21 protein-coding genes are annotated in these 25,777 nt (G+C 61.2%); 17 read left to right on the forward strand and 4 right to left on the reverse strand.

The annotated features are described in order from the left end of the window. The first annotated feature begins 188 nt into the window (after positions 1-188). The 11 genes from ACWFVE_RS06705 to lipB all read left to right on the forward strand — a co-directional run bounded on the left by ACWFVE_RS06705 (position 189) and on the right by lipB (position 10,600). Positions 189-1,496, forward strand: coding sequence for a glutamate-5-semialdehyde dehydrogenase (locus tag ACWFVE_RS06705; protein ID WP_447528506.1), 1,308 nt, complete (start codon positions 189-191; stop codon positions 1,494-1,496). Next, a complete protein-coding gene (gene nadD, locus ACWFVE_RS06710; protein WP_447528507.1) occupies positions 1,493-2,149 on the forward strand; it encodes a nicotinate-nucleotide adenylyltransferase in 657 nt (218 codons plus the stop codon). The genes ACWFVE_RS06705 and nadD overlap by 4 nt, the downstream gene beginning before the upstream one ends. 78 nt (positions 2,150-2,227) lie before the next feature. After that, positions 2,228-2,617 carry a ribosome silencing factor gene (gene rsfS, locus ACWFVE_RS06715; RefSeq protein ID WP_447528508.1) on the forward strand — a complete coding sequence of 130 codons (390 nt, stop codon included), beginning with the start codon at positions 2,228-2,230 and terminating at the stop codon, positions 2,615-2,617. A gap of 16 nt (positions 2,618-2,633) precedes the next feature. Beyond that, positions 2,634-3,101 carry a 23S rRNA (pseudouridine(1915)-N(3))-methyltransferase RlmH gene (gene rlmH, locus ACWFVE_RS06720; protein WP_447528509.1) on the forward strand — a complete coding sequence of 156 codons (468 nt, stop codon included), beginning with the start codon at positions 2,634-2,636 and terminating at the stop codon, positions 3,099-3,101. Positions 3,102-3,161: 60 nt separating this feature from the next. Further along, the gene (mrdA, locus tag ACWFVE_RS06725; RefSeq protein ID WP_447528510.1) at positions 3,162-5,069 is read left to right on the forward strand and encodes a penicillin-binding protein 2; all 1,908 of its coding nucleotides are present in this window, start codon (positions 3,162-3,164) and stop codon (positions 5,067-5,069) included. Then, on the forward strand, positions 5,069-6,229 hold the full coding sequence (gene rodA / locus ACWFVE_RS06730) for a rod shape-determining protein RodA (protein WP_447528511.1): 1,161 nt from the start codon (positions 5,069-5,071) through the stop codon (positions 6,227-6,229). Before mrdA ends, rodA begins: the two co-directional genes overlap by 1 nt. Before the next feature lie 37 nt (positions 6,230-6,266). Continuing rightward, a complete protein-coding gene (gene mltB / locus ACWFVE_RS06735) occupies positions 6,267-7,292 on the forward strand; it encodes a lytic murein transglycosylase B (protein ID WP_447528512.1) in 1,026 nt (341 codons plus the stop codon). Beyond that, positions 7,289-8,290, forward strand: a complete 1,002-nt coding sequence (locus ACWFVE_RS06740) for a septal ring lytic transglycosylase RlpA family protein (protein WP_447528513.1) — start codon at positions 7,289-7,291, stop codon at positions 8,288-8,290. The genes mltB and ACWFVE_RS06740 overlap by 4 nt, the downstream gene beginning before the upstream one ends. Before the next feature lie 58 nt (positions 8,291-8,348). Then, a complete protein-coding gene (locus ACWFVE_RS06745; protein WP_447528514.1) occupies positions 8,349-9,548 on the forward strand; it encodes a D-alanyl-D-alanine carboxypeptidase family protein in 1,200 nt (399 codons plus the stop codon). A gap of 81 nt (positions 9,549-9,629) precedes the next feature. Next, positions 9,630-9,941: a YbeD family protein gene (locus tag ACWFVE_RS06750; protein WP_447528515.1), complete on the forward strand. Its 312-nt coding sequence runs from the start codon at positions 9,630-9,632 to the stop codon at positions 9,939-9,941. After that, entirely contained in the window at positions 9,941-10,600 is a 660-nt protein-coding gene (gene lipB / locus ACWFVE_RS06755; RefSeq protein ID WP_447528516.1) for a lipoyl(octanoyl) transferase LipB, read from the forward strand. Before ACWFVE_RS06750 ends, lipB begins: the two co-directional genes overlap by 1 nt. Positions 10,601-10,689: 89 nt before the next feature. Here the strand turns inward: lipB and lipA are convergent, their stop codons facing one another. Further along, positions 10,690-11,742: a lipoyl synthase gene (gene lipA / locus ACWFVE_RS06760; RefSeq protein ID WP_447528517.1), complete on the reverse strand. Its 1,053-nt coding sequence runs from the start codon at positions 11,740-11,742 to the stop codon at positions 10,690-10,692. Between the two features lie 209 nt (positions 11,743-11,951). Next, positions 11,952-12,941, reverse strand: coding sequence for a LysR family transcriptional regulator (locus ACWFVE_RS06765; RefSeq protein ID WP_447528518.1), 990 nt, complete (start codon positions 12,939-12,941; stop codon positions 11,952-11,954). A gap of 213 nt (positions 12,942-13,154) precedes the next feature. On the opposite strand from ACWFVE_RS06765, the gene ACWFVE_RS06770 reads away from it, so the two are divergent. From ACWFVE_RS06770 to ACWFVE_RS06795, 6 genes are all read left to right on the forward strand, one after another. Continuing rightward, positions 13,155-15,617 (forward strand): DUF3141 domain-containing protein, encoded by a 2,463-nt coding sequence (locus ACWFVE_RS06770; protein ID WP_447528519.1) that lies wholly within the window; start codon positions 13,155-13,157, stop codon positions 15,615-15,617. 326 nt (positions 15,618-15,943) lie between these two features. Next, positions 15,944-18,571 (forward strand): type I DNA topoisomerase, encoded by a 2,628-nt coding sequence (gene topA / locus ACWFVE_RS06775; RefSeq protein WP_447528520.1) that lies wholly within the window; start codon positions 15,944-15,946, stop codon positions 18,569-18,571. Beyond that, positions 18,568-19,029: a DUF6586 family protein gene (locus tag ACWFVE_RS06780; RefSeq protein ID WP_447528521.1), complete on the forward strand. Its 462-nt coding sequence runs from the start codon at positions 18,568-18,570 to the stop codon at positions 19,027-19,029. The genes topA and ACWFVE_RS06780 overlap by 4 nt, the downstream gene beginning before the upstream one ends. 100 nt (positions 19,030-19,129) lie before the next feature. Then, positions 19,130-19,600 (forward strand): 2-hydroxyacyl-CoA dehydratase, encoded by a 471-nt coding sequence (locus ACWFVE_RS06785; protein WP_447528522.1) that lies wholly within the window; start codon positions 19,130-19,132, stop codon positions 19,598-19,600. A 142-nt stretch (positions 19,601-19,742) separates the two neighbouring features. After that, on the forward strand, positions 19,743-20,372 hold the full coding sequence (locus ACWFVE_RS06790) for a L,D-transpeptidase family protein (protein ID WP_447528523.1): 630 nt from the start codon (positions 19,743-19,745) through the stop codon (positions 20,370-20,372). A gap of 227 nt (positions 20,373-20,599) precedes the next feature. Further along, positions 20,600-20,863, forward strand: coding sequence for an Lpp/OprI family alanine-zipper lipoprotein (locus tag ACWFVE_RS06795; RefSeq protein ID WP_447528524.1), 264 nt, complete (start codon positions 20,600-20,602; stop codon positions 20,861-20,863). 197 nt (positions 20,864-21,060) lie between these two features. On the opposite strand, the gene ACWFVE_RS06800 is transcribed toward ACWFVE_RS06795, so the two are convergent. Both ACWFVE_RS06800 and mfd read right to left on the reverse strand, forming a co-directional pair. Beyond that, positions 21,061-22,200, reverse strand: a complete 1,140-nt coding sequence (locus ACWFVE_RS06800; RefSeq protein ID WP_447528525.1) for a L,D-transpeptidase family protein — start codon at positions 22,198-22,200, stop codon at positions 21,061-21,063. Between the two features lie 94 nt (positions 22,201-22,294). Next, on the reverse strand, positions 22,295-25,747 hold the full coding sequence (gene mfd / locus ACWFVE_RS06805) for a transcription-repair coupling factor (RefSeq protein WP_447528526.1): 3,453 nt from the start codon (positions 25,745-25,747) through the stop codon (positions 22,295-22,297). Positions 25,748-25,777 lie beyond the last annotated feature (30 nt).

The following is a 25,777-nucleotide window of genomic DNA, read 5'->3' on the forward strand; positions in this document are numbered from 1 at the left end:
AATATATCTTCGCGCGGTGATAAGCGGCGTTTAAAACGCATTATAACGTTTAGTTTATCTATTGGGGGGTGTTAATGTTAACGGATGTGGCGGTCGCCCTATTGTGGTGCCCTTTAACGACCCGGTCACCTTATAACGAGCCGTCATCTTCATAATATTGATGCCTGTGGACACTACCCGGAGGGAGCATGAGCGTTGCCAGCGCCGACCAACATAACGACTTGCCCACGTTAGCCACAAGCGACGTGCCCGCCTATATGCAACACGTCGGACAAAATGCCCGGGCTGCAGCAAGAGTGCTGCGTAGCGCCGATACCGGTATCAAGCAGCGCGCCCTTGGCGCGATTGCAAGCGAACTCGATAACGCCCGCGATGTGCTGATCGAAGCCAATGCCGAGGACTTGGCGCGCGGGCGTCAAAACGGGCTGGAGCCGGCGCTGCTGGACCGGCTGGCGCTGGACGAGGCGCGTATCGACGCCATGATCGAAGGACTCGACCAGGTGGCTACTTTGCCCGACCCGGTGGGGGAGATCAGCGCGATGAACTACCGGCCAAGCGGCATTCAGGTCGGCAAGATGCGTGTGCCGCTCGGTGTGATCGGGATCATTTATGAGTCTCGCCCCAACGTGACCATCGAGGCGGCGAGCCTGTGTTTGAAATCCGGTAACGCCTGCATTCTGCGCGGCGGCTCCGAGGCCCACGCTTCCAATAGCGCGCTCAACGCCTGTATTCAGGCGGGGCTTGCAAGTGTTGGCTTACCCTTGAACGCGGTGCAGGTGGTGGCGACCACCGACCGCGCCGCGGTGGGCGAACTGATCAGCATGCCTGAGTTCGTCGACGTGATCATTCCGCGTGGCGGGAAATCGTTGATCGCACGGATCTCGGCGGAAGCGAAGGTGCCGGTCATCAAGCACCTCGACGGCGTTTGTCACGTCTACATCGATGCCACCGCCGACCCCGCCAAGGCGCTGGCCATCGCGGTCAATGCCAAGACCCAGCGTTATGGAACCTGCAATACCATGGAGACGCTGCTGGTCGACGCCGCGGTGGCCGATATTTTACTGCCAGAACTTGCCCGCGCGTTTTCCGAGCACCAGGTCGAACTACGCGGCTGTGAACGCACCCGCGCACTGCTGCCCCAGGCGCTCGAGGCTCAACCGTCGGATTGGGAAGCCGAGTATCTCGCGCCGATTTTGGCCATCAAGGTGGTGGACGGCGTTGACGAGGCTATCGCCCATATTGAGCGCTATAGCTCGCAGCACACCGATGCGATAGTGACCGAGGACTATACCCTTGCCCGGCGCTTCATGGCCGAGGTGGACTCGAGCTCCGTGGTAGTGAACGCCTCGACCCGCTTCGCCGATGGCTTCGAGTACGGCTTGGGCGCCGAGATCGGTATTTCCACCGACAAGCTTCACGCCCGCGGCCCAGTGGGTCTTGAAGGCCTGACGACGCAGAAATATATCGTGTTGGGCGAGGGTCAGGTTCGCCAATGAGCGAGGCAGTGCTCAAGGTGGCCATGCTGGGTGGCACCTTCGATCCGGTGCATGTCGGTCATCTGCGAAGCGCGGTGGAAGTGCGCGAGGCGCTGACACTTGACCGACTCCACATGATTGCCGCGCCCCGGCCGCCGCTTCGCGACACCCCCCAGGTCACTGCCGAAGAGCGCTTTGCACTGCTCGAGGCCGGGGTCGGCGATACGCCCGGTTTAATCGCCGACGACCGAGAGCTCAAGCGTGATGGGCCGTCTTATAGCGTCGATACGCTCAAAGAGCTGCGCCAGGAGTACGGCCGAGAAGCGCGGCTGGTCATGGTGATCGGCTACGATACCTTCCTGCGCCTGGCCGAGTGGCAAAATCCCGAAGCGCTTTTTGAACTGGCCCATCTGGCGGTGATCGCGCGGCCGGGCTATCAAGCGCGGTGGCCCGCGCCGCTCACGGAACTGGTGAGTCATCGCGAAGTCGATACGGTGGCAAGCCTAATGGCCCACCCCCAGGGGCGGTTTCTATCGCTTAGCCTGGAGTCGCGCATGGCAGTATCGGCCACGGCCATTCGCGCGCGCCTGAGTGAGGGGAAAAGCGTGCGCTACCTGCTGCCCGAGGCCGTTGAAGCACGTATTTTTGCCCGCGGGCTCTATCAAAGTCGCTAATAGCGCTGGTAGTCGGTAAAGAAGCCGTTACAATGGCCCGCTATTTAGTGACCATCACATGAGGTTGTTTAGGGAGTCATGCAAATCGATACACTGAAAAACCTGGCGATTGACGCGCTAGAAGAGCTCAAGGCCCGCGATATTACGCAACTCGATGTGTCGCAGTTGACCCAGGTCACCGACCTGATGCTGATTGCCAGCGGTACCTCGACACGCCACGTATCGGCGCTTGCCCAAAACGTCGTCGAAAAAGCCAAGGCCGAGGGTTTGAAGCCCCAGGGCGTAGAAGGCGGCGATAACGCCGACTGGGTACTGGTCGACCTTGGCGATGTGCTGGTGCATGTCATGTTGCCCGAGGCGCGCGCGCTTTACGACCTGGAGCGGCTCTGGGCGGATCTACCCAGCGACAGCGATGATATGATCAACGAAACGCTGCAAAAGTCCGATCAGCGCATCACGATGTCGTGATGACGAGCCTCGATTCATGAAGGTAAGGCTTCTGGCGGTCGGCACGAAAATGCCTGGCTGGGTGGAAGAGGGCGTGGACACTTACCGTAAGCGTCTGCCGCGCGAGTTTGCCCTCGAGGTCGAAGAAATTGCGCTTGGGGCCCGGGGCAAGAATGCCGATATCGCCAAGGCGCGAGCACTCGAAGGCCAGCGCATCCGCGAAAAGCTGCGTGGCGATGAGCTAATCGTCGCCCTCGAAGTGAACGGCAAGCGTATTACCACCGAGCAGTTGGCCCGGGAAGTGGGCGAGTGGCGCATGGACGGGCGGGATATCGTCCTGCTGGTCGGTGGCCCGGATGGTTTGGAACCCTCGGTTTCCGCGCTGGCGCACAAAACCTGGTCGCTTTCCGGGCTTACGCTGCCGCACCCGCTGGTGCGGGTTCTGCTCGCCGAGCAGCTCTATCGGGCGTGGACGCTGTTTATCGGTCACCCTTACCACCGCTAGGCGCATCGCTGGCCGCTCGCCAGGGTCGCCCCGCGCCAGATCCAGGAACAGTCTGTTGCTATGCGCAAGCGCCGAGACACGCTAAAAAACGCCGAGCAGGAGCTACGTATTTTTCGGGTACGAGCGCTTCTAGCGATCGTGTTCGTCATGATTCTGACCGGACTTTTGACCAGCCGGCTCGCCTATTTGCAAATCACCCAGCACGAGCTTTACACCACGCGCTCGGAAAAAAACCGCGTGCGGGTCGAGCCGCTGCCGCCCAACCGCGGGCTGATCTTCGATCGCAACGGTGTGCTGCTGGCGGAAAATCGGCCCACCTATAATCTGACGCTGGTGCGCGAGCGGGTGGACGACCTGGACGAGACGCTGGCGCTTCTGGTGGATCTGCTGGCGCTGCCCGAAGAAGAGATCGAGGCGTTCAACGTGCGCTCCCGCCAGCGCCAGAGGCCCTTCCAACCGGCGCTCTTGATGAGCGATCTCAGCGAAAACCAGATCGCCCGACTGGCCGTCAACCGCCACCGCCTGCCCGGGGTCGAGGTCGAGGCGCAGCTTTTGCGCTACTACCCCGATGCCGAGATCATGTCCCACGCCTTGGGCTACGTGGGGCGGATCAACGCAGAAGAACTCAAAAAGCTCGATACCGGGCGCTACGCCGGCACCCACTTCATTGGTAAAACCGGGGTGGAGCGCTTCTACGAAGAGGAGCTTCACGGCGAGGCGGGCTTTCGCAAGGTCGAAACCAACGCCCGGGGCCGGGTGCTCAGAGAACTCGGCCGTACCGACCCGGTGCCAGGCCAGAACGTAACGCTGACCCTGGACAAGGGGCTACAAACGCTTGCCCACGAACTCATGGATGGCCGGCGCGGCTCGATCGTCGCCATCATGCCCGGTACCGGTGAAATTCTGGCCATGGTGTCGACGCCGGGGTTCGACTCCAACCAGTTCGTGACCGGTATCGATGTCGCCTCTTACCGGGCGCTTCAGGACGATATCGACCTGCCGCTTTTCAACCGCGCCATTCGGGGCCATTACCCGGCGGGCTCCACGGTCAAGCCGTTTTTGGCGCTTGCCGGTCTCGTCACAGGCTCCATTACGCCGGACACCACGATCAACGACCCGGGCTATTATCAGTTGCCCAACGACTCGCGGCGTTACCGTAACTGGCTGCGCTGGGGCCATGGGCGGGTGAATATGGAGCGTGCGCTTGCGGTCTCCAACAATACCTATTTCTACTCGTTGGCCCACGATATGGGCATCGACAATATTCACGAGCAGATGAGCAACTTCGGCTTCGGCCAGCGCGTTGCCCACGACGTTCAGGGTGAAAGCACCGGTCTTTTGCCCTCCAGGGATTGGAAGCGGGCTCGCTTCAATCAGCCCTGGTACCCGGGGGAGACGTTATCCGTCGGCATCGGTCAGGGCTACTGGCAAATTACTCCGCTGCAGCTTGCCAGCGCCACGGCGACGCTTGCCAACCGGGGCCACTGGGTCAAGCCGCACCTGGCCCGCACGATTGGCGGCGAGCCGCTGGCCATGCCGCTACCCAATACCCTCGAGGATATCCAGCTGGATAACGACGGCTGGTGGGACCGGGTATTCAGCGGCATGGAAAAAGTACTTAGCGGCAGCGAAGGCACCGCGCGGCGCACCGGCGTGGGGCTCGAGTACCGCATGGGCGGAAAATCCGGGACCGCCCAGGTATTCTCGCTCGGCCAGGACCAGCGCTATAACGCCGATGAGCTCGAAGAGCGGCTGCGCGACCACGCGCTCTTCATGGCTTTTGCGCCGATCGACGAGCCGCAAATCGCCGTCTCGGTTATTGTCGAAAACGCGGGCGGCGGCAGTACCCACGCCGCTCACCTGGCCCGTGCCATGACCGACGCCTGGCTCTTGCGCGACGAAGCTCCGGAGGTGGAAGAGGTGCTCGATGAGATGGAAGACGAAAGTGCCAACGTGGAGGGCAACTGATGACGGCCTGGCCGCTGCCGCGTAGTTTTCGCCGTCACCCGGTCCGCCCGCCGGATAGCGGTATCGCGCGGCGCAAGAGTATCTGGGAGCGGCTGCACATCGACCCCTGGCTTTTGGGTATGCTGCTGCTGCTGATGGCCGGAGGCCTGCTGGTGCTTTATAGCGCCTCGGGCCAGCGTATCGAGGTCGTCATCGGCCAGGCGTCGCGCTTTGGGGTGGCGCTGGTGGGGATGTTCATTCTCGCCCAGCTAAGCCCGTCCACGTTTTTGCGTTGGGCGCCACTAGCGTACGGCATTGGGCTTGCCATGCTGCTGGCGGTGGAGATCGCCGGCGATATCGGCATGGGCGCCAAGCGCTGGCTGGAAATTCCCGGGGTCATTCGCTTTCAACCATCGGAAATGATGAAGCTGGCCGTACCGCTGATGGTGGCCACCTATTTGAACCGCTGCCAGCTGCCGCCACGGATTCGCGATATCGCGGTGTGCGCAGTGATCATCGGCGTGCCGGTGGTACTGACCGCTATTCAACCCGATCTGGGTACTTCGCTCTTGATTGCCAGCGCCGCCGTTTTGGTGGTGCTGCTGGCCGGCCTCTCCTGGCGGCTGATTGCCTTCATCGCCGCGCTTGCCGGGGCGGCGCTACCGCTTTTGTGGATGAACATGCACAACTACCAGCGCCAGCGCGTGCTGACCTTTCTCGACCCGGACAGCGACCCGCTGGGTTCGGGCTGGAATATCATCCAATCCACCACGGCGATCGGCAGTGGCGGCGTATGGGGCAAGGGTTGGCTCGAAGGGACCCAGTCACAGCTCGAGTTTTTGCCCGAGCGGCACACCGATTTCATCATTGCGGTGCTGGGTGAGGAGTTCGGGCTGGTCGGCATGCTGGTGCTGCTCGCGCTCTACACCCTGATCATCAGCCGTGGTTTGTGGCTGGCGGCCGGCTCCCAGGACACGTTCGGCCGACTGTTTGCCGGCAGCATCATTCTTACATTTTTCATCTACGTGTTCGTCAACGTAGGGATGGTCAGCGGCATTTTGCCCGTGGTGGGTGTCCCGCTGCCGCTGGTCAGCTACGGAGGTACGTCGAGCGTGACCTTGCTGGCTGGCTTCGGTATTCTCATGTCGATACACGCCCACCGGCGGCTGCTGTCGCGCTAGACTCGCGGCGCGATTCGTTTACAAAGGAGTGGTGGTAATGGGCAGGACCCGAAACAGCGTCAGTGGCTTTGTGTTGATGATGGCCCTTGCCGGCCTTAACCCGGCGCTGGCAAGCGAGGGCAAAAGCGCCTTCGCCCCGGACGAACACCCCGAGACCCGGCAGTTGCTCGAAGAGCTTAGTGCCCAGGGCATCCCCGAGACCTGGCTGCGTGAAGCCTTCGACACGGCCGAGTACCGCCAGAGCGTGCTGGATGCGATGGAAGGCGCCGCAGAGCGCCGCCTGCGTTGGTTCGAGTACCGCGATATTTTCATTAGTGACGAGCGTATCGCCCAGGGCGCCGAATTCATAAAGACTCATCAGGATGCCTTCGAGCGCGCCGAGCAAACCTATGGGGTGCCTGCGGAAATCATCGCCGCGATCATCGGCGTGGAAACCTATTACGGGCGCTATAAAGGCGATCACCGCGTGCTGGACTCGCTGGCCACGCTCGCCTTTCATCACCCCACGCGCGGCGCGTTCTTTCGCGGCGAGCTGGCCGCCTTTTTGGATATCACCTATGAGCAGCAGGTCGCCCCGGAGAGCGTTTATGGCTCCTATGCCGGCGCAATGGGATATCCGCAGTTCATTCCGACCAGCTACGATGCCTACGCGGTCGACTTCGATGGTGATGGCCGCCGTGATTTATGGGAAAATCCCGTCGATGCGATTGGCAGCGTCGCCCACTATTTCGCCGAGCACCGCTGGCAGCCGGGTGCGCCGGTCTACCACGAAGCCCAGGCAAGCGGCGATGCGCTGGACACGCTTACGTTCAACCAGACCAGCACCCCGGAAACCACCGCCGGCGAGGCCGCTGAGGCCGGGCTAGTGCCCGCCGATACCGAGCTCGAGGCGTCCCGCGGTGTAGTGCCGTTAAAACTCGAGCTCGCCAATGGCGATACCCGGTACGGCCTTGGCGAATACAATTTTTATGTCATTACCCGCTACAACCATAGCCACCTCTACGCGATGGCGGTGGTGGAGCTTGCAGAGGCCATTGCGCACACGCTTGAGGGGCAAGGATGAGGTCATTGTTTAAGAAGCCGCGCCTGGTCGGAGGCATCACCCTGTTGGCGCTATTGACCGGCTGCGCTAGCCAAAGCGCGCCGCCGGCGGTCAATCCCGATCATCCGCCTCGAGAAGCCGCGCCGGCCCCCGCAAGCCAGGCGTCCAGTTCGAGCGCTGCAAAAAGCGGCGAGCGCTACGCCATGACCGGGGATGCCTACCCGCTAGAGCCACCGGACGTCAGCGAAGTGCCCGACGCCCAGCCGCGTATCGAGGAGCCGTCCCGGGCGGGCAACCGTTCGACTTACGAGGTGTGGGGCGAGACCTACAACGTGCTGCCAAGCGCTTCAGGCTATGCCAAGCAGGGCAACGCCTCCTGGTACGGTGAGAAATTTCACGGCTACGCGACCTCCAACGGCGAAATTTACGACATGTATAAAATGTCGGCGGCGCACCGTTCGTTGCCGCTGCCGACGTTTGCGCGCGTCACCAGTTTGAATAGCGGCGAGTCGGTCATCGTGCGCGTCAACGACCGTGGCCCTTTCCACAGTGACCGCGAGATCGATCTTTCCTACGCGGCGGCGGCGCGGCTGGGTATTCTGGATAACGGGACCGGCCCGGTGCGCGTCGAGGCGATCGACCCGCAGCAGTGGCTGGCCAGCCGTGGCGGTGCTTCCGCCCCCGCTCAGCCAGCCGCTCCCGCAAAGGCGCCGCCGCGCGCCCAGTCAGCGCCTCAGCCCCAATCGCAGCCTCAACCTCCGTCTCCTCAGCCAGCGCCCGCAGCGGCGCCCCAGGGCGGCGGCGAAGAGATCTTTTTGCAGATCGCCGCGCTAGGCAGCGAAGAGAGCGCCCGCGCGCTTCAACAGCGCCTGGGCGATGAGCTTTTGCACTCGGTGCGCGTGCAAAGCGATGCGGGCGTGTATCGGGTGCAGGTCGGCCCCATGTCACCCGGCCAAGAGCAGCAGGCTCGCTCAGCGCTTGGTCAGGCGGGCTTCCCGCAGGTGTTTGTTGTGAGATAATCGGATTACCCTGGTTTTAACGTTTTTTGACGCTCTTTATGCAAGTGAGAAGTGAGTAATGACTATTTTTAATGCGTTTCGCCGTACCGCCCGGCTCTGTTTGTTTGCAACGGTGACCGCAGTGGCGTTGCCTGCCACGGCCCAGGTAATTCCTCAACCGCAAACCATCATTCCTGCCGCCCCACAGCTGGCGGCCAGCTCCTGGATTTTGATGGATGCCAATAGCGGGCGCATACTCGTCGAGCACAACGCCGACGAGCGTTTGCCGCCGGCCAGTATTACCAAGCTGATGACCGCTTACCTGGTCGAGCGCGAGCTGGATCGCGGCACTATCAGCATGGAGGATATGGTCAACATCAGCGAGAACGCTTGGCGTACCGGCGGCTCCAAGATGTTTATCGAAGTCGGCGACCGGGTCTCCGTCAACGACCTGCTCCACGGTATCATCATCGTGTCGGGTAACGATGCAAGCGTTGCCATGGCCGAGCACCTGGCCGGCGGGGAGGCGCCGTTCGCTGACCTGATGAATCAGCACGCCGACCGTCTGGGTATGGTCAACACCCATTTCGAAAACGCCACGGGCCTACCCCACGAGAATCACTACTCCTCGGCGCACGATTTGGCGCGGCTTTCGCAGCACATCATCAACGACTACCCCGAGCACTACGAGATCTATTCTCAGCGTAATTTTGCCTTCGGTGGCATCGATCAGCCCAACCGTAACCGGCTTCTCTGGCGCGACCCGACCGTGGATGGCCTGAAAACCGGCTGGACGACCGAGGCGGGTTACTGCCTGGTGTCGTCGGCCAGGCGCGACGACATGCGCTTGATTTCGGTGGTCATGGGCACCAACTCCGAAGAAGCCCGCGCCCAGGAAACCCAGAAACTGCTGAGCTACGGTTTCCGCTTTTACGAAACCATGAAGCTCTACGAGCGCGGCGCGGTGCTGGCCACTCCGCGCGTATGGGGTGGCGAAGCCAACGAGCTACGCGTTGGCGTGAGCGACGAGGTCTTCATGACGTTGCCGCGTAACCGTAACGAAGAGCTGCGTGCGCGTCTCAACCTGCATCAGGACCTGCAGGCGCCGATCGCCGTGGGCGACGAAGTCGGCACCCTCGAGGTTTATCTGGGTGAAGATATGATGGGCGAGCGCCAGCTGACCGCCCTCGAAGCCGTCGAAGAGGGTGGGCTGTTCAAGCGTCTATTCGACCAGGTACGGCGCTTTTTCAGCGGCTTGATCGCAAGCTTCACCGACTGATCGAATCGTCTAAAATGAATTTCATGCGCGCGCCTGGCCTTGCCCGGCGCGCGTCCTCTATTGGGTAAACAAGGTTGTACTATGAAAAAGGATGCGAATAACGGGTTTCGCGATTTAAGAATGCCCAGCGCCAGCGAGCCCCCCAAAATTACTTTCCCCTGTGACTACCCCATCAAGGTGGTGGGCGACGCCGCGGACGACTTCGCGGCGAGCGTGTGTCAAATTCTGGTGAAGTACGATCCCGCCTTCGATGCCACCGCCATTAAAGTGGTGCCTAGCCGCAATGGCCGCTTCCAGTCGGTACGTTTGACGTTTCAGGCCACCGGCGAGCAACAGTTGGCAACGCTTTTCGAAGAGCTCAAGGCGACCGGCCGCGTACATATGGTCGTTTAATGGCAGGCGAGCCTATCGAGTTCTACGCCCTGGGAAGGCAGCCCTACACTCCCGTATGGCAGGCCATGCGCCACCTGACCGATACCCGCGATGAACACACCGCGGATCAGTTTTGGTGGGTCGAGCACGACCCGGTGTTTACCCAGGGCCAGGCGGGCAAGCCCGAGCACCTGTTGATGCCAGGCGACATCCCGGTGGTGCAAACCGATCGCGGCGGGCAGGTGACCTACCATGGCCCGGGTCAAGTCGTGCTTTACCCGCTTTTGGACGTGCGCCGGGCGAAGATCGGCGTGCGCGAGCTGGTCAGCGCGCTGGAAAACGCGGTGATCGCGGTGCTGGGGGAGTACGGCGTGAGCGCCCGCGCCCGCCCGGATGCGCCGGGTGTCTACGTACCAACGCCGATGGGTGAGGCCAAGATTGCCTCCCTGGGGCTGCGTATCCGCCGTGGGGCTAGCTATCACGGCGTTGCGTTAAACGTCAGCGCCGATCTCGCGCCGTTTGCGCGTATCAACCCTTGCGGCTATGCGGGCATGGCCGTTACCCGGCTTGCCGATCTTGTGAAGCTCCAGGCGCCTGAGGCAGTGGGCGAGCAGCTCGCTCGGGCGTTGGCTTGCGAGCTCGGGCGTACGTTGGGGCCTGCCCAGCGCAAAACGTTTTAGCGCGGCGCTTGCCAGTCGGCGCCAAAAAAAGCGCCTGACCGTTACCGGTCAGGCGCTTTTTTCGTGGGTTGGCGTTAAAGGGCGGGGCTTTAGCCGACGTTCAGGGCAGGGATGCGGTTTTCATCCTCCTGCTGGCCGGGCACCGCAGCCGGCGAGGCCAGGCCCAGATTGTTCTTCTCGAATACCTTGTCGGCACGATAGCTAGAGCGTACCAGCGGCCCGGAAGGCACTTCCATAAAGCCTTTTTCCAGCCCCAGCACCCGGTAGCGGTCGAACTCTTCCGGGGTGACCCAGCGCTCGACGGGCAGGTGGTTTTTCGTTGGGCGCAGGTACTGGCCCAGCGTCACGATATCCACCCCGATTTCGCGCAGGTCATCGAAGGTCTGCAGAATCTCTTCCTCGGTTTCGCCAAGACCCAGCATCAGGCTCGTCTTGGTGATCACCTCTGGGCGGTGCTTTTTGGCATGGGCCAGCACGTCGAGGGTTTTACGGTAGCCCGCCCGCGGATCGCGCACCCGCGAGGTCAGCCGCTCGACGGTTTCCACGTTCTGGGCGAAGACCTCGAGCCCTGAATCGACGACGCGCTCGATTGCCGCGGGTTCGGCGTCGAAATCCGGCGTCAGCGCTTCGACCACCACCTCGGGTGTACGCGCCTTGATGGCCTGAATGCAGCTGGCGTAGTGGCCAGCGCCGCCATCGTCGAGATCGTCACGGTCGACCGACGTCAGCACGATATAGCGAAGCGCCATCAGCTCGACGGACTTGGCGGTGTTTTCGGGTTCTTCCTTGTCGAGCCAGCCCTGGGGGTTGCCGGTATCCACCGCGCAGAAACGACACGCCCGGGTGCATACCGAGCCCATCAGCATGATCGTAGCGGTTCCGTTGCTCCAGCATTCGCCCATGTTGGGGCAGTGAGACTCCGCGCATACCGTACTCAAGCGGTGCTCAGCGACGTTTTTCTTGACGGCTTCGAAGCGCTCGCCGGCGGGGATCTGCGCGCGCAGCCACTTGGGCTTGCGCTCGAGCGAAGGCGCCTGGGGCTCTTCCTTTCGCTGCTTCATGCCGTCCTTGATCGCCGAGGTGCCGTGCTCGTTACGATATTTTTCGCCGCTGGACACACGCTGTGTGGGGGTGTTGCTCATAAAAAAGAGCCTCTCTACTGTGCAACGGGCTACATCAAAAAGCGCGTTAGGAAAAGTGCGAGGTGCCCGGCGGATGGGCCCGCGGTGCTTCTCCGATAGGCACTCTTTAAAATGCGGTCTCTACGCGCTAGATACGACGTAGGTAGTACCCTTTAATGTAACATATTTAGCAAAGTGCAAAATAGCACGATAGCCCTCAGGCGACCCGCTCAAGGGGGAGTGGTGAGCGGCAGGCAAGCGACATCGTGGCCGGGTAGCGCGGTGGCCGGGGCCTGGAAGTAGCAGCGGTACTCTTTCAAGCGCTCCTTGGTGAAACGCAAGAAGAGCTCGGCCACCGGTGACAGGAACTGCTCCCGGCGGTGGACGGCACACCACGCCCGGCGAATCGGAAAAGCGGGGAGTTCCAGACTTGCAAGTAACTGATGCTCGAGCTCGAGCTGCACCGCTAGGCGCGGGAGTACCGCCACGCCCAGGTGCGCCATGACGCCCTGTTTGATCGCCTCGTTGGAACCCAGCTCGATACGGTGGGCAAGGCCCACTTCTTGGCTTGCGGCCAGTTGCTCGAAGGCGTTGCGCACGCCGGAGCCAGGTTCGCGCATCAATATGTAGTGGCGGGCAAAGTCGCCAAGAGTCGGCGCTTGCATGGTCAAAAGCGAGTGGCCGGGCCACACCACCGGGATCAGCTCGTTTTCGAGCAGCGGGGTCACCGAAAGGCCGTCGTTGTCGGGCACCATGGCCATGATCACCAGGTCGTCGCGCTGCTCGGCCAGCCGCTCCAGCGCCTGACTGCGGTTACACACTTTCAAGCGCACCGTCACCTCCGGATACTGGGCGCGAAAGCGGGCGAGCAGGTAAGGCACCACGTATTGGGCCGACGAGACGGCGGCGAGATTGAGCTCGCCTTTGATAGCGCCGTTCAAGTCGGAAAGATTCATCGAGAGCTTCGAAAGCTGGCCGATGATTTCGCGGGCGGATACCGCCAGCGTGTCGGCGGCGGGCAGCGCATAAAGCGTTTTGCCGGCGTACTTGAAAAGCGGCTCGTCCACGGCTTGTTCGAGCTGGCGGATCTGTGCGCTCACGGCGGGCTGAGTCAAACCGAGTTGCTCGGCGGCGCGGGAGTAGGAGCGCTTTTGGTAGACCGCTTGAAAGACCTGGAGCTGGCGGAACGTCAGGCGGTTGAGAAGGCTCTTGGGTGTCATGTAAGCCCCTCAATACATCGGTTCGAGCCGCCGGGCGGGCGGCTTGATGAAAAATGGCAAGATCCTGCGCGGGACCCTGGAGGCGATGCTACCACCGATGCACGGGCGGCGTCTTTATCGACGGCTTTGCGGGTTTGGTCTAGACTATATTGCATTGCAGCATCATGATGTGTGTATGGATGAGCGTCTTGCATCGATCCATCAGGAGAATCCATGAATTTTCTCGCTAATCCCTTGCTCTCGGGCCGCTGGTTGAACGGCGCGTCCGAATCCCACCAAAGCGCCTCCGCCTTCCCGGGCCAGGATGCGCTGGTCAGCATGATGGACCCCTTCGGTTTTGGCCGTGCCGCCGCCAGTTACTGGCGCGACAGCGTCGAGCGTAACATTCTCTACTGGGATGTCATGCGCGAGCGAGGCAACCAATACCTCGAGCACATGGAGCAGACCAAGCCCAACGTGCTGGGGTTCAAAACCGAGGTGCTGGTGGATGGTCGCACCCTGGCCCATCCCACCAACTACGAGCTTCTGCGGGTATTACCGCCGGAAGGCAGCCAGGTCGACCCCAAAAAACGTCCGTTCGTGGTGGTCGACCCGCGTGCCGGCCACGGCCCCGGTATTGGTGGTTTCAAGCCCGATAGCGAGCTAGGGGTAGCACTCAAGGCGGGTCATCCCTGCTATTTCATCGGCTTTTTGCCCTACCCGGAGCCTGGCCAAACCGTCGAAGACGTGGTCGAAGCGGAAGTCGCTTTTTTGCGCCATGTGATTTCGCTGCATCCGGATATCACCGAAAAACCCATGGTGGTGGGCAACTGCCAAGCGGGTTGGCAGTTGATGATGGCGGCCGCCCTGGAGCCGGACGTGTTTGGGCCGATCCTGGTCGCCGGCGCGCCGCTTTCCTACTGGGCCGGCGAGCGCGGCAAGGCGCCCATGCGCTATACCGGCGGCATGGCGGGCGGCAGTTGGGTGACCGCGCTGACCAGCGACCTGGGCAATGGCCAGTTCGATGGTGCTTGGCTTGTGCAAAATTTCGAGCGTCTGAACCCGGCCAACACCTACTGGAAAAAGCAGTATCATCTTTACGCCAACGTGGATACCGAGTCCACGCGCTATCTGGAGTTCGAGCGTTGGTGGGGCGGCCACGTGGTACTGGGCGGCGACGAAATACAGTACATCGTCGATAACCTGTTCGTCGGCAACCGCCTGTCTACCGCGCAGTTGGTGACCCGCGACGGTCGGCGGATCGACCTTCGCAACCTGCGCTCGCCGGTCGTGGTGTTCTGTTCCCGCGGCGACGATATTACCCCACCGCCTCAGGCGCTGGGGTGGATACGCGATCTTTACGAGGACACGGACGATATCGTCGCCAACGAGCAGACGATCATGTACTGCATGCATGATACTACCGGCCACCTGGGGATTTTTGTCTCCGGCAGCGTTTCGCGCAAGGAGCACTCCGAGTTCACGGCGAACATGGACTATATCGATGTCATGCCGCCAGGGCTTTACGAGACGACGATAACGCATGCCAGCGAGCGCCAGGATGCCGAGCTGATAGAGCGCGATTACCTGCTCGAGTTCACCCCGCGCAACTTCGAAGAACTCGACAAGGAAGTGCAACACCGCCCCGAGGATGACCGGCGTTTTGCGGCTGTCGCGCGGGTTTCCGAGATCAATCTGGGCTTTTATCGGCTTTGCCTGCAGCCGTTCATTCGCGCGGCGGTGACGCCGGAATCGTCACGCTTCATGCGCAAAATGCATCCGATTCGTCTGGGGTACCGGCTCATGTCGGATCGCAACCCGATGACGGTGTGGCTGCCCAAAATGGCCGACGCAGTACGCCAGAACCGCGCCGAGGTCAGCGAGGACAATGTATTCAAAACCTTCGAGTCGTTCGCCTCGAATCAAATTGTCGATAGCCTGAATACCTTCCGCGATATTCGCGATGGTGCCACCGAAAAAATGTTCATGGCTTTCTACGGCCAGCCCCAGCTTCAAGCGGCGGTAGGGCTTCATGGCGACGCCCATGTGCACCGCCGCCGGCCGGGGGCCGAACCCGAGCATCTTCGCTACATCGAAAGCCGTAAAGCGGCGCTTCGCAAGAAGATCGTCGAAGGCGGGCCGCTGGAAGCGACCATTCGCTCGGTCATCTACGTGCTGGGCGGCGCACCGGCCTCGGATGAGCGTAATTTCAAACGCCTGCGCGCCTCCCGCGCCGAGCTCGAATCGCAAACGACGCTTTGCGAGTTCAAGCGCTTGGTGCGCGAGCAGTTCTTCATTTTAAAGCTCGACCGCGAGCAGGCGCTCGACTCGCTCCCGGGCCTTCTGGAAGGTGAGAGCAACGCAGCGCTTGATGAGCACATCCAGCACATGACCCAGGTATTCGCCGCCAGCGGCGAGCTAAGCGAGCAGGGCGCAAAACGCTTTGACCAGATCAAGGCGCTTTTCGACAAAGCGCGGCGCAGCGAAGAGGTCGCCCCTGCGCAGAGTGTGCCCCAGGCCGTCGAAGGCACCGATGAAGAAAAGCCGAGTGCCCAGGCAAGTGCCGAGCAGCCAGGCAGTGCCAGTGAAGCGATGTCGAAAAACGCACCTTCTGCCGATACAAACGGCGCTAACGCTAAAAGCGGTGCGGCAAAACGTACCTCGGGCGCGCGCGGCAAGCCGCGTAACAAACGCTAGCCACATCTCGATATGGCCTTTTTGGCTTTGTCGTCATCACGCCCCCGGCTTGGCCGGGGGCGTTTTTTTGTCCCGGCAGAGGGTGTTTTCGGGCCGAGCAGGTGCTCGGGTCGCGGGTTATTTCATCGCAAAATTTGCAAACGCCGCTCTGGACCCCTATTTAGTAAAGTGCGCTTGCTTGTCACCGAGCCACTGGCGCTTGAGAAAGGGCTGGGGTAGGGTAGGCGCATTTTTCACACCGCCACCACGTTTTTAAACGCGGTACGTATTCAGAGCTGGTCTTGAGAGCTGGTCTTGAGAGCTTAAGCAACAGGAAGTGGAGCACTATGGGCAAGTCACTGGTCATCGTCGAGTCGCCCGCCAAAGCGAAGACGATCAATAAGTATCTCGGCGACGATTTCATCGTCAAGTCGAGCGTGGGCCATATACGTGACCTGCCGACCAGCGGCTCGGGTAAGGCCGCCTCTGATCCCAAGGAGCGCGCGCGCCAGGCCGCGGCGACCCGCAAGCTCTCGCCGGACGAGAAAGCGGTTTATAAAAAGCGTAAGGCGCACGACCAGCTTATTCGACGCATGGGAATCGACCCGGACAACGGCTGGGCGGCGCAGTACGAAGTGCTGCCGGGTAAGGAAAAAGTCGTTGCCGAGCTCAAAAAGCTCGCCGAGAAGGCCGACGCCGTTTACCTGGCGACGGATTTGGACCGCGAAGGGGAGGCGATTGCCTGGCACCTGCGCGAGACCATCGGTGGTGACGACGCCCGCTATAAGCGCGTGGTGTTCAACGAGATCACCAAAAATGCCATTCAGGACGCCTTCAAGGCGCCGGGGGCGCTGAATATCCCCCGCGTCGAAGCACAGCAGGCCCGGCGTTTCCTGGATCGGGTGGTGGGCTTTATGCTTTCACCGCTGCTGTGGGCGAAAATCGCCCGCGGGCTTTCCGCCGGACGGGTGCAGTCCGTGGCGGTGCGTCTGATCGTCGAGCGCGAGCGCGATATTCGGGCGTTCATTCCCGAAGAGTTTTGGGACGTTCACGCCGATCTGGTTTCGCCAGACGGCGAGGCGGTGCGCTTTGCGCTTGCCCGTCAGGACGGCCAGGCGTTTCGCCCCACCTCGGAAGACGAAACGCTGTCGCGGATCGCGGCGCTGCGCGATGCATCGCTTTCGATCACCAACCGCGAAGACAAACCGACCAGCTCCAAGCCTTCGGCGCCGTTCATTACCTCTACGCTGCAGCAGGCGGCGAGCGGCCGGCTGGGCTTTTCGGTGAAAAAGACCATGACCATGGCCCAGCGTCTTTACGAAGCGGGCTATATCACCTACATGCGTACCGACTCCACCAACCTCTCGAAGGACGCGGTCGAGAGCGCCCGCGACTATATCTCGAGTGAATTCGGTAAAGCGTACCTGCCAGAGGCGCCGGTGCGCTATTCGAGCAAGGAGAGCGCTCAGGAGGCCCACGAGGCGATCCGCCCGTCCAGCGTCGAGCGTAAAGCGAGCGACTTGGCCGGTATGGAGCGCGACGCCGAGCGCCTTTACGAGCTTATCTGGCGCCAGTTCCTGGCCTGCCAAATGGTCCCGGCGGAGTATCTTTCTAGTACGCTGAGCGTCGAGGTGGGCGGCTATGACCTACGCGCCAAAGGGCGGGTGCTGAAGTTCGACGGTTATACCCGGGTCATCAAACCCGCCGGCAAGAACGACGATCAGAGTCTGCCGGACCTGCCCGTCGGCACCGCGATGAACCTCGAGCAGCTCGATCCGCAGCAGCACTTCACCAAGCCGCCGGCCCGCTATACCGAGGCGAGCCTGGTCAAGGAGCTCGAGAAGCAGGGCATCGGGCGCCCCTCGACCTACGCGGCGATCATCTCGACCATTCAGGATCGCGGCTACGTCAAACTCGAAAGCCGGCGCTTCTACGCCGAGAAGCTCGGCGACATCGTCACCGAGCGTCTCAAAGAGTCGTTCCCGGATTTGATGGACTACTCCTTCACCGCGCGGATGGAGGATAGCCTGGACGAAGTCGCCGACGGCGAGCGCAACTGGCAGGCGCTACTGGATAGCTTCTACGGCGAATTTCGCGAAGAACTTGGCAAGGCCGAAAGCGAGGAGGGCATGCGCCCCAACCAGCCAGTGCCGACCAATATCGAATGCCCGGCTTGCGGGCGTGACATGCAGATTCGTACCGCCTCGACCGGGGTGTTTTTGGGCTGCAGTGGTTATAACCTGCCGCCCAAGGAGCGCTGCAAGACGACCATCGATCTGATCCCCGGCGACGAGGTGGTCGCCGACGACGCCGGCGAAGAGGCGGAAACCGACGCGCTGCGTGCCAAGCGCCGCTGTGACAAATGCGGTACGGCGATGGACAGTTACCTGATCGATGAGACGCGCAAGCTGCATATCTGCGGCGAAAGCCCGGACTGTACCGGCTTTGCGGTCGAGCAGGGCAAGTTCAAGATCAAGGGCTACGAAGGCCCGGTCATCGAGTGCGACAAGTGCGGCAGTGAGATGCAGCTCAAGTCCGGTCGTTTCGGCAAGTACTTCGGCTGTACCAACAGCGACTGCAGCAACACCCGCAAGCTTTTGAAAAGTGGCGAAGTGGCGCCGCCGAAAATGGACCCGATCCCGATGCCAGAGCTCGCCTGCCAAAAAGTGGAGGACCACTACGTGCTGCGCGATGGGGCGAGCGGGCTATTTTTAGCCGCCAGCAAGTTCCCCAAAAACCGCGAAACGCGCCCACCCCTGGTCAAGGAGCTAAAAGCGCACAAGGACGAGCTGCCGGAGAAGTACCACTTCATTCTCAAGGCGCCAAGCGAAGACCCGGATGGCCGCCCCGCGCAGATCCGTTACTCGCGCAAAAATAAAGAGCAGTACGTCATGACCGACGAAGGCGGTAAGGCGACCGGCTGGAAGGCGACTTTCGAGGCCGGCAAGTGGCACGTGGAGGACAAGCGCAAGTGAGTGCCCGCACCCGCACCAATCAGCTCCTTTACCAGGCCGAGCTTTTGATCGAGACGCCGGTAGCGGCGGGGGAGCAGGCCATTGTCCGTCAGATGGCCATCGAGGAGGGGGCGCTTGCCCTGTTCGAGCTCGCCCTGAATTCTTTTCTGGCCGAGGTGACCGAGCACGCGCGTTTGGATACGCGCCGTTGGCAGACGCTGCTGGCCGCCGACGGACCTCAGGTCGCCGAGCTGACCCGGCTTCGCGATTTGGCGGCCCAGCCCGAGAGCTGGCTTCACTGGCTGATTAGCCAACTCATGAAGCTTCACGGCGACGAGGGCGCCGCCAAGCGGCCGGTCAATAATCCGTCGATGATCGCCCTCGATGGAGAGCTGTCGCTTGCCCGCGCAATGCATGCCAATGTACAGGAGGCCAAACGAGAAATGGCCGGGCTGCGTGAAACCAGCCAGGAGTGGTAGCGTCTTGAGATGCCCACAACGGGAACTCTGCTTTTGCCAAATGCTCTGAAAAGACGTTAACCGAGTGGTTACTGCTCGGGTCTATGGACGAGGAGAAACGATGCAAACGCGCTATAACCAGGTAAAGGATCTGCTAACGTGGGCTCAGGATTTTCACGGGCGTATGGCCAAGCAGTACAGCGAAGGCGCCGCCCGCACCGATAACGAGCGCCTTGCCATGGCGCTGACCTATCTAGCCTCTCGCGAGGTCAAAATGCGCAGCGGGCTCGAGGCCATTTTTCACGATGGAAGCGATCATCGCGAAGTCCTCGAGCTCTGGTTCGATGAGACGAATGATTTCCCGCGTCCGCCCAAGCTCGAGGCGCTTTACGAGCGCGGCGTCGCCGCTTCCATCGATGAAGCCATCGAAACCGCCTCCGAGGCCCATGAGCTCCTTCGCGCACTTTATGAGCATCGCGCCGAGTGCGCGAAGATCGAGCCGGAGGAGGTATTTTTCAACTCGCTGGCCCAGGGGCATGAAGCCGAAGTGCGTAAACTGGTCACCAGCATGCGTGAATTCGAGGATATCTAGCGCCTCTTCGTTTGAAGCAACGGCGCGAGGCAATGGCTTTTTAACGCTCGGGCGCTGACACAGGGCGTGGCAATAAGGTATAAACGTTCCAGGCTATTCATACCCGTTGGTCGGTTGCCCCGGCCTGTACCGAGAGCTGCCCATGTCTGTAAACCGCCGCCGCTTTTTAGCACTCGCCATGGGCTTGCCTGCCGTGGCCAGCGCTAACGTCTCCGCGCCTGCCAGCACTGCTCCCTCAAGCGACATCGTCGAGACGCTTTTGAATCGGGCGGCGGTGCCGCGCCACAGTACCGAGCTCTGGGTGCTGATCGACGATAAAGAAGGGGTGCTGAGCATTTTTCGCGGAAGCGCCCTGATCGAGCGTTTTACGCCGATCTCGCGGGGGACCGGCGGCGCGAGAACCCAGCGCGTGCGTGGCGACAGCACCACGCCACTGGGCGAGTTCCGAGTCTATCGGTTTAATCATGAAAGCCGCTGGCGGATCTTCATCGGAATCGATTATCCTACGCCCCCCCATGCTCGCATGGCGCTGGAGCAGGGTATTTACTCCCAGGCCGATTACGAGGCCTATTTCGATGAATACCGCCGCTACGGCTACCCACCGCAGAACACTGCGCTTGGGGGGGCTATCGGTATACACGGTATCGGGTCGTCCGACCCACAGATTCACGGGCGGTTTCACTGGACCCAGGGGTGCATTGCAGTAAACAACGAGCAAATAGAGCGCATTGCGTCGCTCGTAGATGTTGGCACCCGCGTCGTGATCCGCTAGTATGGGCGTAGTCCCTAAGGAAGTTCGAGGTTTTAAAGAGGTGGCTATAGACAAGCGTTGTGGACTAATATAAAACAGCGTTTGACTTCGGCAACATGACATAAGTTATTGGCGCCAGTCACCGAAATGAACCTGCATCGCAGGTAGACAAAATTAAGCTTACCTTCTAGCCTTATTTTTTGTCATACCTTCAACGTAGTACCCAAGGAAGACTCAAGGAGAACACTATGACTCTTAAGACTGCTCTGAAAATGACCGCTGCTGCTGCTTCTCTGGCCGTTCTGGCTGGTTGTGCCTCTACCAGCGCTCTGGAAGAAGTTCGTATGACTGCTGAATCCGCCCAGGCTGACGCTGCAGAAGCTCGCAGCATGGCTTCACAGGCTCTGAACACTGCTAACCAGGCTCAGCGCGACGCGCAAGCTGCTCTGCAGATGACCGAGCAAAACCGTGAAGAAATGAGCCGTCAGTTCCAGCGCTCCATGCAGAAGTAATTCTGCATGGACCACTGAGCAGCTTTTAGGCTCAGCGGTCTGCGTAAGATGTAAAAAACCCCGCCTCGTGCGGGGTTTTTTATTGCCTGTCATTTGGCTTTTAGCCCTGACCGATGCGGGTACAAAAAAGGCTACTGCTTCCAAAGCGATAGCCTCTTTCGGCCTTGAATGGCCAGGCTTGCCTTTATCGCGTGCGATTAAGCGTCGCTGTCGCGCTCACTGATGGCGCTAAGCTCTACTTCCTCGAAAAGCCCGCTGCGCTCGGAAGGTGCCTGCTCGGCAGGGGAGTCGGCTTCCGGTGCCGGCGCTTGGGGGCCATAAAGCGCGACGAAGCGCCCGTTGGGGGACTCGACCGCGCGCTTGACCTGGGCATAGTCGACCTGGACGTCGTCCTCTGTGAGCGACTCGACGCGCTCGATGGCGTTTAAAAGCGGCTCGAAATCACCCACGTTCTCTTCGAGCTGCGGGTAGGACTGCACGAACAGCGTGCCATCGGCGCCCCAGCCTGCCTTGAACGGTGCATCCATCAGATTGACCTGAGTACCGCTGGGTACGCGCTCGTAAAGCGACTCGATATCTTCCGGGTACATGCGGATACAGCCGCGGCTGGCGCGCATACCCACGCCTTCCGGACGGTTGGTGCCGTGGATCAGATAGCTAGGCATGGCCAACAAAATGGCGTGACGCCCAAGCGGGTTGTCCGGGCCTGCCGGTACGACCGACGGTGCGGGCTCGCCACGCGCGGCGGCTTCGGCCCGCATGGAGGAGGGCGGCGACCAGGCCGGGTCTTTTACCTTCACCGTGGTACGCGTCATGCCCACCGGCGTTGCGAACTCTTCGCGGCCTACGCTGACCGGGTAGGTTTCGACGACACCCGGGTTATCCGCCGGGTAGTAGTAAAGGCGCAGTTCCGAAAGGTTCACCACGACGCCTTCCCGCGGGGCCGGGGGAAGAATGTACTGGGCGGGAATGATCACTTCGGTGCCTTCGCCGGGTACCCAGAGACTTACGTCCGGGTTGGCCATGCGAATCTCTTCGTAGCCGATATTATGGCGTCTGGCGATATCGAGCAGCGTCTCTTCCGGGTCCTGCACCGTTACGGTGTAGTACTGGCCGACGATGTCGCCTTCTTCCGGCAAGCGAAAATGCCCGCGGGGTAGTTCGCGCTGTGCCGCCACTTGGTCTGCGCTGGCAAGCGCATCGCTTTCAAGCGTCGGTGTGGCAATGGGGGCCTGGTCGTCGGTCTGCTGAGCAAGAACCGGGCCGTTCAGGCTGGCAGCTAACAGTACCGCCAGGCTGGTGGGGCCCCAAAGTTTATAAGTACGTCGTGTCGTCATGGTCGTTCCTGATGAGTTGTTCCACCGCGAGGTCGGGTTTCGATGCGAACCAATCCGTTGGTATATACGGCTTAGGTCTAGTTTGCCCCAAGCGTTACGCCGCCGCTACTTTTTGATTGAGAACCCCCAGCAGGTTTTCAACGGCTTCAAAACGTTGCTCGGTTTTTTCCATTTCGAATTCAAACCTTAACGTGTCCGACCCGTCCAAACGGTAGCGATCGGGCGAGGTTTGAATCAGTTTTACCAGCGTCAGCGGGTCGACCTGGGTGTCGTGGGTAAAGAGTACGCGCCCGCGGCTTTCACCGGCTTCGATACGCGCGATCCCCAAGGGCTCGGCCCGATGGCGCAACTGGGTTTGGCGTATCAGGTTTTTGAGCGCATCCGGCAGCAGGCCAAAGCGGTCGATGAGTTCTACCTGAAGTTCCTTGAGCTCGCTGTCACTTTGCGTATTGGCAATGCGCTTATACATCACCAGGCGCTGCTGTACATCATGAATATAGTCGTTGGGGATCAAAGCGGGTAGGTTCAGGCTGATTTCGAGCCCGCTATTGAATGGTGCATCGATATTGGGCGTTTTGCCGGCCCGAATGGCCTTCACCGCCCGGTCGAGCATTTCCATATAGAGCGAATAGCCGATCGTCTCCATCTGCCCGCTTTGTTCGTCGCCCAGAAGCTCGCCGGCCCCGCGGATTTCCATGTCGTGGCTTGCAAGCGTGAAGCCGGCGCCCAAATCGTCCGAGGCGCTGATGGCCTCCAGACGTTTGACCGCATCGCGGGTCATTGCCTTGGGCGGCGGGGTCAGTAGGTACGCGTAGGCCTGGTGGTGGCTACGCCCCACGCGTCCACGCAACTGGTGAAGCTGGGCCAGGCCGAACTTGTCCGCCCGCTCGATCAAAATCGTGTTGGCGCTGGGCACGTCGATCCCGGTTTCGATGATCGTCGAGCAGACCAGTACATTGAAGCGCCGGTGGTAGAAATCCGACATGACCCGCTCGAGGCTTCTTTCCGGCAGTTGGCCGTGGGCCACGCCTACGCGGGCCTCGGGGACGAGCTCGCGGATTTGCTCGGCGGTATTTTCAATGGTTTTGACTTCGTTGTGCAAAACGTAGGCCTGGCCGCCGCGCAGAATCTCGCGCAGGAGCGCTTCCTTGATCAGGCTTTCGTTGCGCTGTTGAACGAAGGTCTTGACCGATAGCCGCCGGGCCGGGGGCGTGGCGATGATCGAAAGATCGCGAATGCCGCTCATCGCCATATTGAGTGTGCGGGGAATGGGCGTGGCGGTGAGCGTCAAAATGTCGATCTCGGCGCGCAGGGTTTTGAGCTTCTCCTTTTGCGCCACGCCGAAGCGATGCTCCTCGTCGATGATCAGAAGGCCCATTTTGGGTAGCTCGACGCTCTTGGATAGCAGCTTGTGCGTGCCGATGACGATATCCGATTGCCCCTCCTTGATGCTTTCGAGGGTTTTGGTCATCTCCTTGCCGCCGGTAAAGCGCGAAATCAGGCTGATATTGACCGCGGTGTCGGCGAAGCGGTCGCGGAAGTTCTCGAAGTGCTGGCGGGCGAGCAGGGTGGTGGGCACCAGCACCACGACCTGGCGGCCGGACTGCACCGCCAAAAACGCCGCGCGCATCGCGACTTCGGTCTTGCCAAAGCCGACATCGCCGCACACTACGCGGTCCATCGGTTGGGGTGAAATCATGTCGCCGATCACCGCTTCGATGGCGTTTTTCTGGTCCGGTGTCTCCTCGAAAGGGAAGCTGGCTGCAAAGCGGCTATATTCTTCGTCCGGCGTCTCGTACACCGTGCCCTGCTGGGCTTCGCGGCGAGCGTAGATATCCAGAAGCTCGGCGGCGGTATCGCGAATTTTCTCGGCGGCCTTGCGCCGCGCTTTTTCCCACTGGTCCGAGCCGAGCTTGTGAAGTGGCGCGTGCTCGTCGTCGGCGCCGTTGTAGCGCGAAATGAGGTGCAAGCTGTCCACCGGCACGTAGAGCTTGGCCCCGCCGTCATATTCGAGTGCCAAAAACTCGTTGGCCTGGCCGCCGGCTTCCAGCGCCTCGAGCCCCAGGTAGCGGCCTACACCGTGGGCCTGGTGGACCACCGGTGCGCCTTCCTTGAGCTCGGAGAGATGGCGTACCGCCAGCTCGTTGTCGTCGGTGGCTTTCTCCTGGCGGCGGCTTTGACGCACCACGTCGCCGAAGAGTTCGGTTTCGCTGATCACCGCCACGTTGGGCTCGGTCAGCCAAAGGCCGCTACCGACCTGACTTTCGGTAATCGCCGCGCGCTCGCTGCCCTGCAAAAAGGCGCTGAAGCTCTCTGCGTGGGGCAGTTTCAAATGAAGCGGTGCCAACAATTCCTCGAGCGCCTCGCGGCGTCCGCGGGACTCTGCCACGAACAGTACGCGAGTGTCCGGGTGCTGCTCGAGAAACTCCAGCAGGCTGGCGAATGGCTCTTTCGCCCGGGCGTTGACGGCAAGCGTGGGCAGCTCGTGCGCCTTGGGGGTGTGCGCATGGCGGTTGGCGTCTTCTTCGCTAACCAGTTCCAGGCGCGGGCGCTCTTTGATCGCCGAGAATATCTCGTTGACCGGGATGAAGGCGCGGTGGGGCGGCAATAGTGGCCGAGTCGGGTCGACCCCCAGGTTTTCAAAGCGCGACTCGATCGAGCGCCAATGCTGCTCGGCGGCCTCGAACACACCAGGCAGTAGTGCGACCCGCGTGTCGGGGGTGACGTGTTCGAAAAGCGAGGCTGTTTCGTCGAAAAACAGCGGCAAATACTGCTCGAGCCCGGGCGAGGGGATCGCCTTGAGCGCGTCGTTATAGAGCGCGCACTGGCGCGGGTCCACGTCGAATAGCGTTTCGAACTGCTCGCGAAAGCAGGCGATGGCGCTGCGGCTTAGCGAATATTCGTGAGCGGGCAGCAGCTCGATTTTGTCGACTTTATCGGTGGAGCGCTGATTGGCCGGATCGAAGTGGCGCAGGGTGTCGATCTCTTCGTCGAACAGGTCGATACGAATCGGCTCATCCATGCCCATGGCAAAAAGGTCGATCAGCGCGCCGCGCATGGCGTATTCGCCGGGTTCGTATACCGTTTCGACCGCCCGGTAACCGGCGCGGGAGAGCGATTCGCGAAAGCTTTCGCGCTCAAGTTTTGTGCCGGCCTCGAGGGTCATGACGCGTCCGGCGATGTAATCCACCGGCGGCAGGCGCTGCATGAGCGTATTGATCGGTACCAGCACGATGCCTTTGACGCCGTCCTGGAGTAACTTGAGCGTACGCAGCCGGGCGGAGACGATATCCTGGTGCGGCGAGAAGCTGTCGTAGGGCAGCGTTTCCCAGTCGGGAAAAGGCAGTACCGGCACCTGGCTATAAAACGCCAGGTCCTGTTCCAGGCGCTGGGCGCTGGCCGTGCTGGGGGTCACCACCAGTAAGGGGGCCGCATTGGCTATTTGGGCAAGCGCAAGCGCCGTCGCACTGCCCGGCGGCGCCGTCAGATAGAGCGTGTCGCGTGCCCCTTGGGGGCTGGGTGGGTCGAGCAGAGAAAAAGAGGGCATAGTCAGAGTATCTTGCGCTTGAACAAAGGA

This window comes from Vreelandella mediterranea (genome assembly GCF_970647075.1).

Bases quoted from the DNA above. Each gene is read 5' to 3' on its own strand.
- lipB (WP_447528516.1), top strand. From the start codon at position 9,941: ATGGCAGGCGAGCCTATCGAGTTCTACGCCCTGGGAAGGCAGCCCTAC.
- ACWFVE_RS06785 (WP_447528522.1), top strand. From the start codon at position 19,130: ATGCAAACGCGCTATAACCAGGTAAAGGATCTGCTAACGTGGGCTCAG.
- ACWFVE_RS06800 (WP_447528525.1), bottom strand. From the start codon at position 22,200: ATGACGACACGACGTACTTATAAACTTTGGGGCCCCACCAGCCTGGCG.
- nadD (WP_447528507.1), top strand. From the start codon at position 1,493: ATGAGCGAGGCAGTGCTCAAGGTGGCCATGCTGGGTGGCACCTTCGAT.
- rsfS (WP_447528508.1), top strand. From the start codon at position 2,228: ATGCAAATCGATACACTGAAAAACCTGGCGATTGACGCGCTAGAAGAG.
- mltB (WP_447528512.1), top strand. From the start codon at position 6,267: ATGGGCAGGACCCGAAACAGCGTCAGTGGCTTTGTGTTGATGATGGCC.
- lipA (WP_447528517.1), bottom strand. From the start codon at position 11,742: ATGAGCAACACCCCCACACAGCGTGTGTCCAGCGGCGAAAAATATCGT.
- topA (WP_447528520.1), top strand. From the start codon at position 15,944: ATGGGCAAGTCACTGGTCATCGTCGAGTCGCCCGCCAAAGCGAAGACG.
- rodA (WP_447528511.1), top strand. From the start codon at position 5,069: ATGACGGCCTGGCCGCTGCCGCGTAGTTTTCGCCGTCACCCGGTCCGC.
- ACWFVE_RS06795 (WP_447528524.1), top strand. From the start codon at position 20,600: ATGACTCTTAAGACTGCTCTGAAAATGACCGCTGCTGCTGCTTCTCTG.
- ACWFVE_RS06765 (WP_447528518.1), bottom strand. From the start codon at position 12,941: ATGACACCCAAGAGCCTTCTCAACCGCCTGACGTTCCGCCAGCTCCAG.
- ACWFVE_RS06770 (WP_447528519.1), top strand. From the start codon at position 13,155: ATGAATTTTCTCGCTAATCCCTTGCTCTCGGGCCGCTGGTTGAACGGC.
- ACWFVE_RS06745 (WP_447528514.1), top strand. From the start codon at position 8,349: ATGACTATTTTTAATGCGTTTCGCCGTACCGCCCGGCTCTGTTTGTTT.
- ACWFVE_RS06790 (WP_447528523.1), top strand. From the start codon at position 19,743: ATGTCTGTAAACCGCCGCCGCTTTTTAGCACTCGCCATGGGCTTGCCT.
- rlmH (WP_447528509.1), top strand. From the start codon at position 2,634: ATGAAGGTAAGGCTTCTGGCGGTCGGCACGAAAATGCCTGGCTGGGTG.
- mfd (WP_447528526.1), bottom strand. From the start codon at position 25,747: ATGCCCTCTTTTTCTCTGCTCGACCCACCCAGCCCCCAAGGGGCACGC.
- mrdA (WP_447528510.1), top strand. From the start codon at position 3,162: ATGCGCAAGCGCCGAGACACGCTAAAAAACGCCGAGCAGGAGCTACGT.
- ACWFVE_RS06705 (WP_447528506.1), top strand. From the start codon at position 189: ATGAGCGTTGCCAGCGCCGACCAACATAACGACTTGCCCACGTTAGCC.
- ACWFVE_RS06750 (WP_447528515.1), top strand. From the start codon at position 9,630: ATGAAAAAGGATGCGAATAACGGGTTTCGCGATTTAAGAATGCCCAGC.
- ACWFVE_RS06740 (WP_447528513.1), top strand. From the start codon at position 7,289: ATGAGGTCATTGTTTAAGAAGCCGCGCCTGGTCGGAGGCATCACCCTG.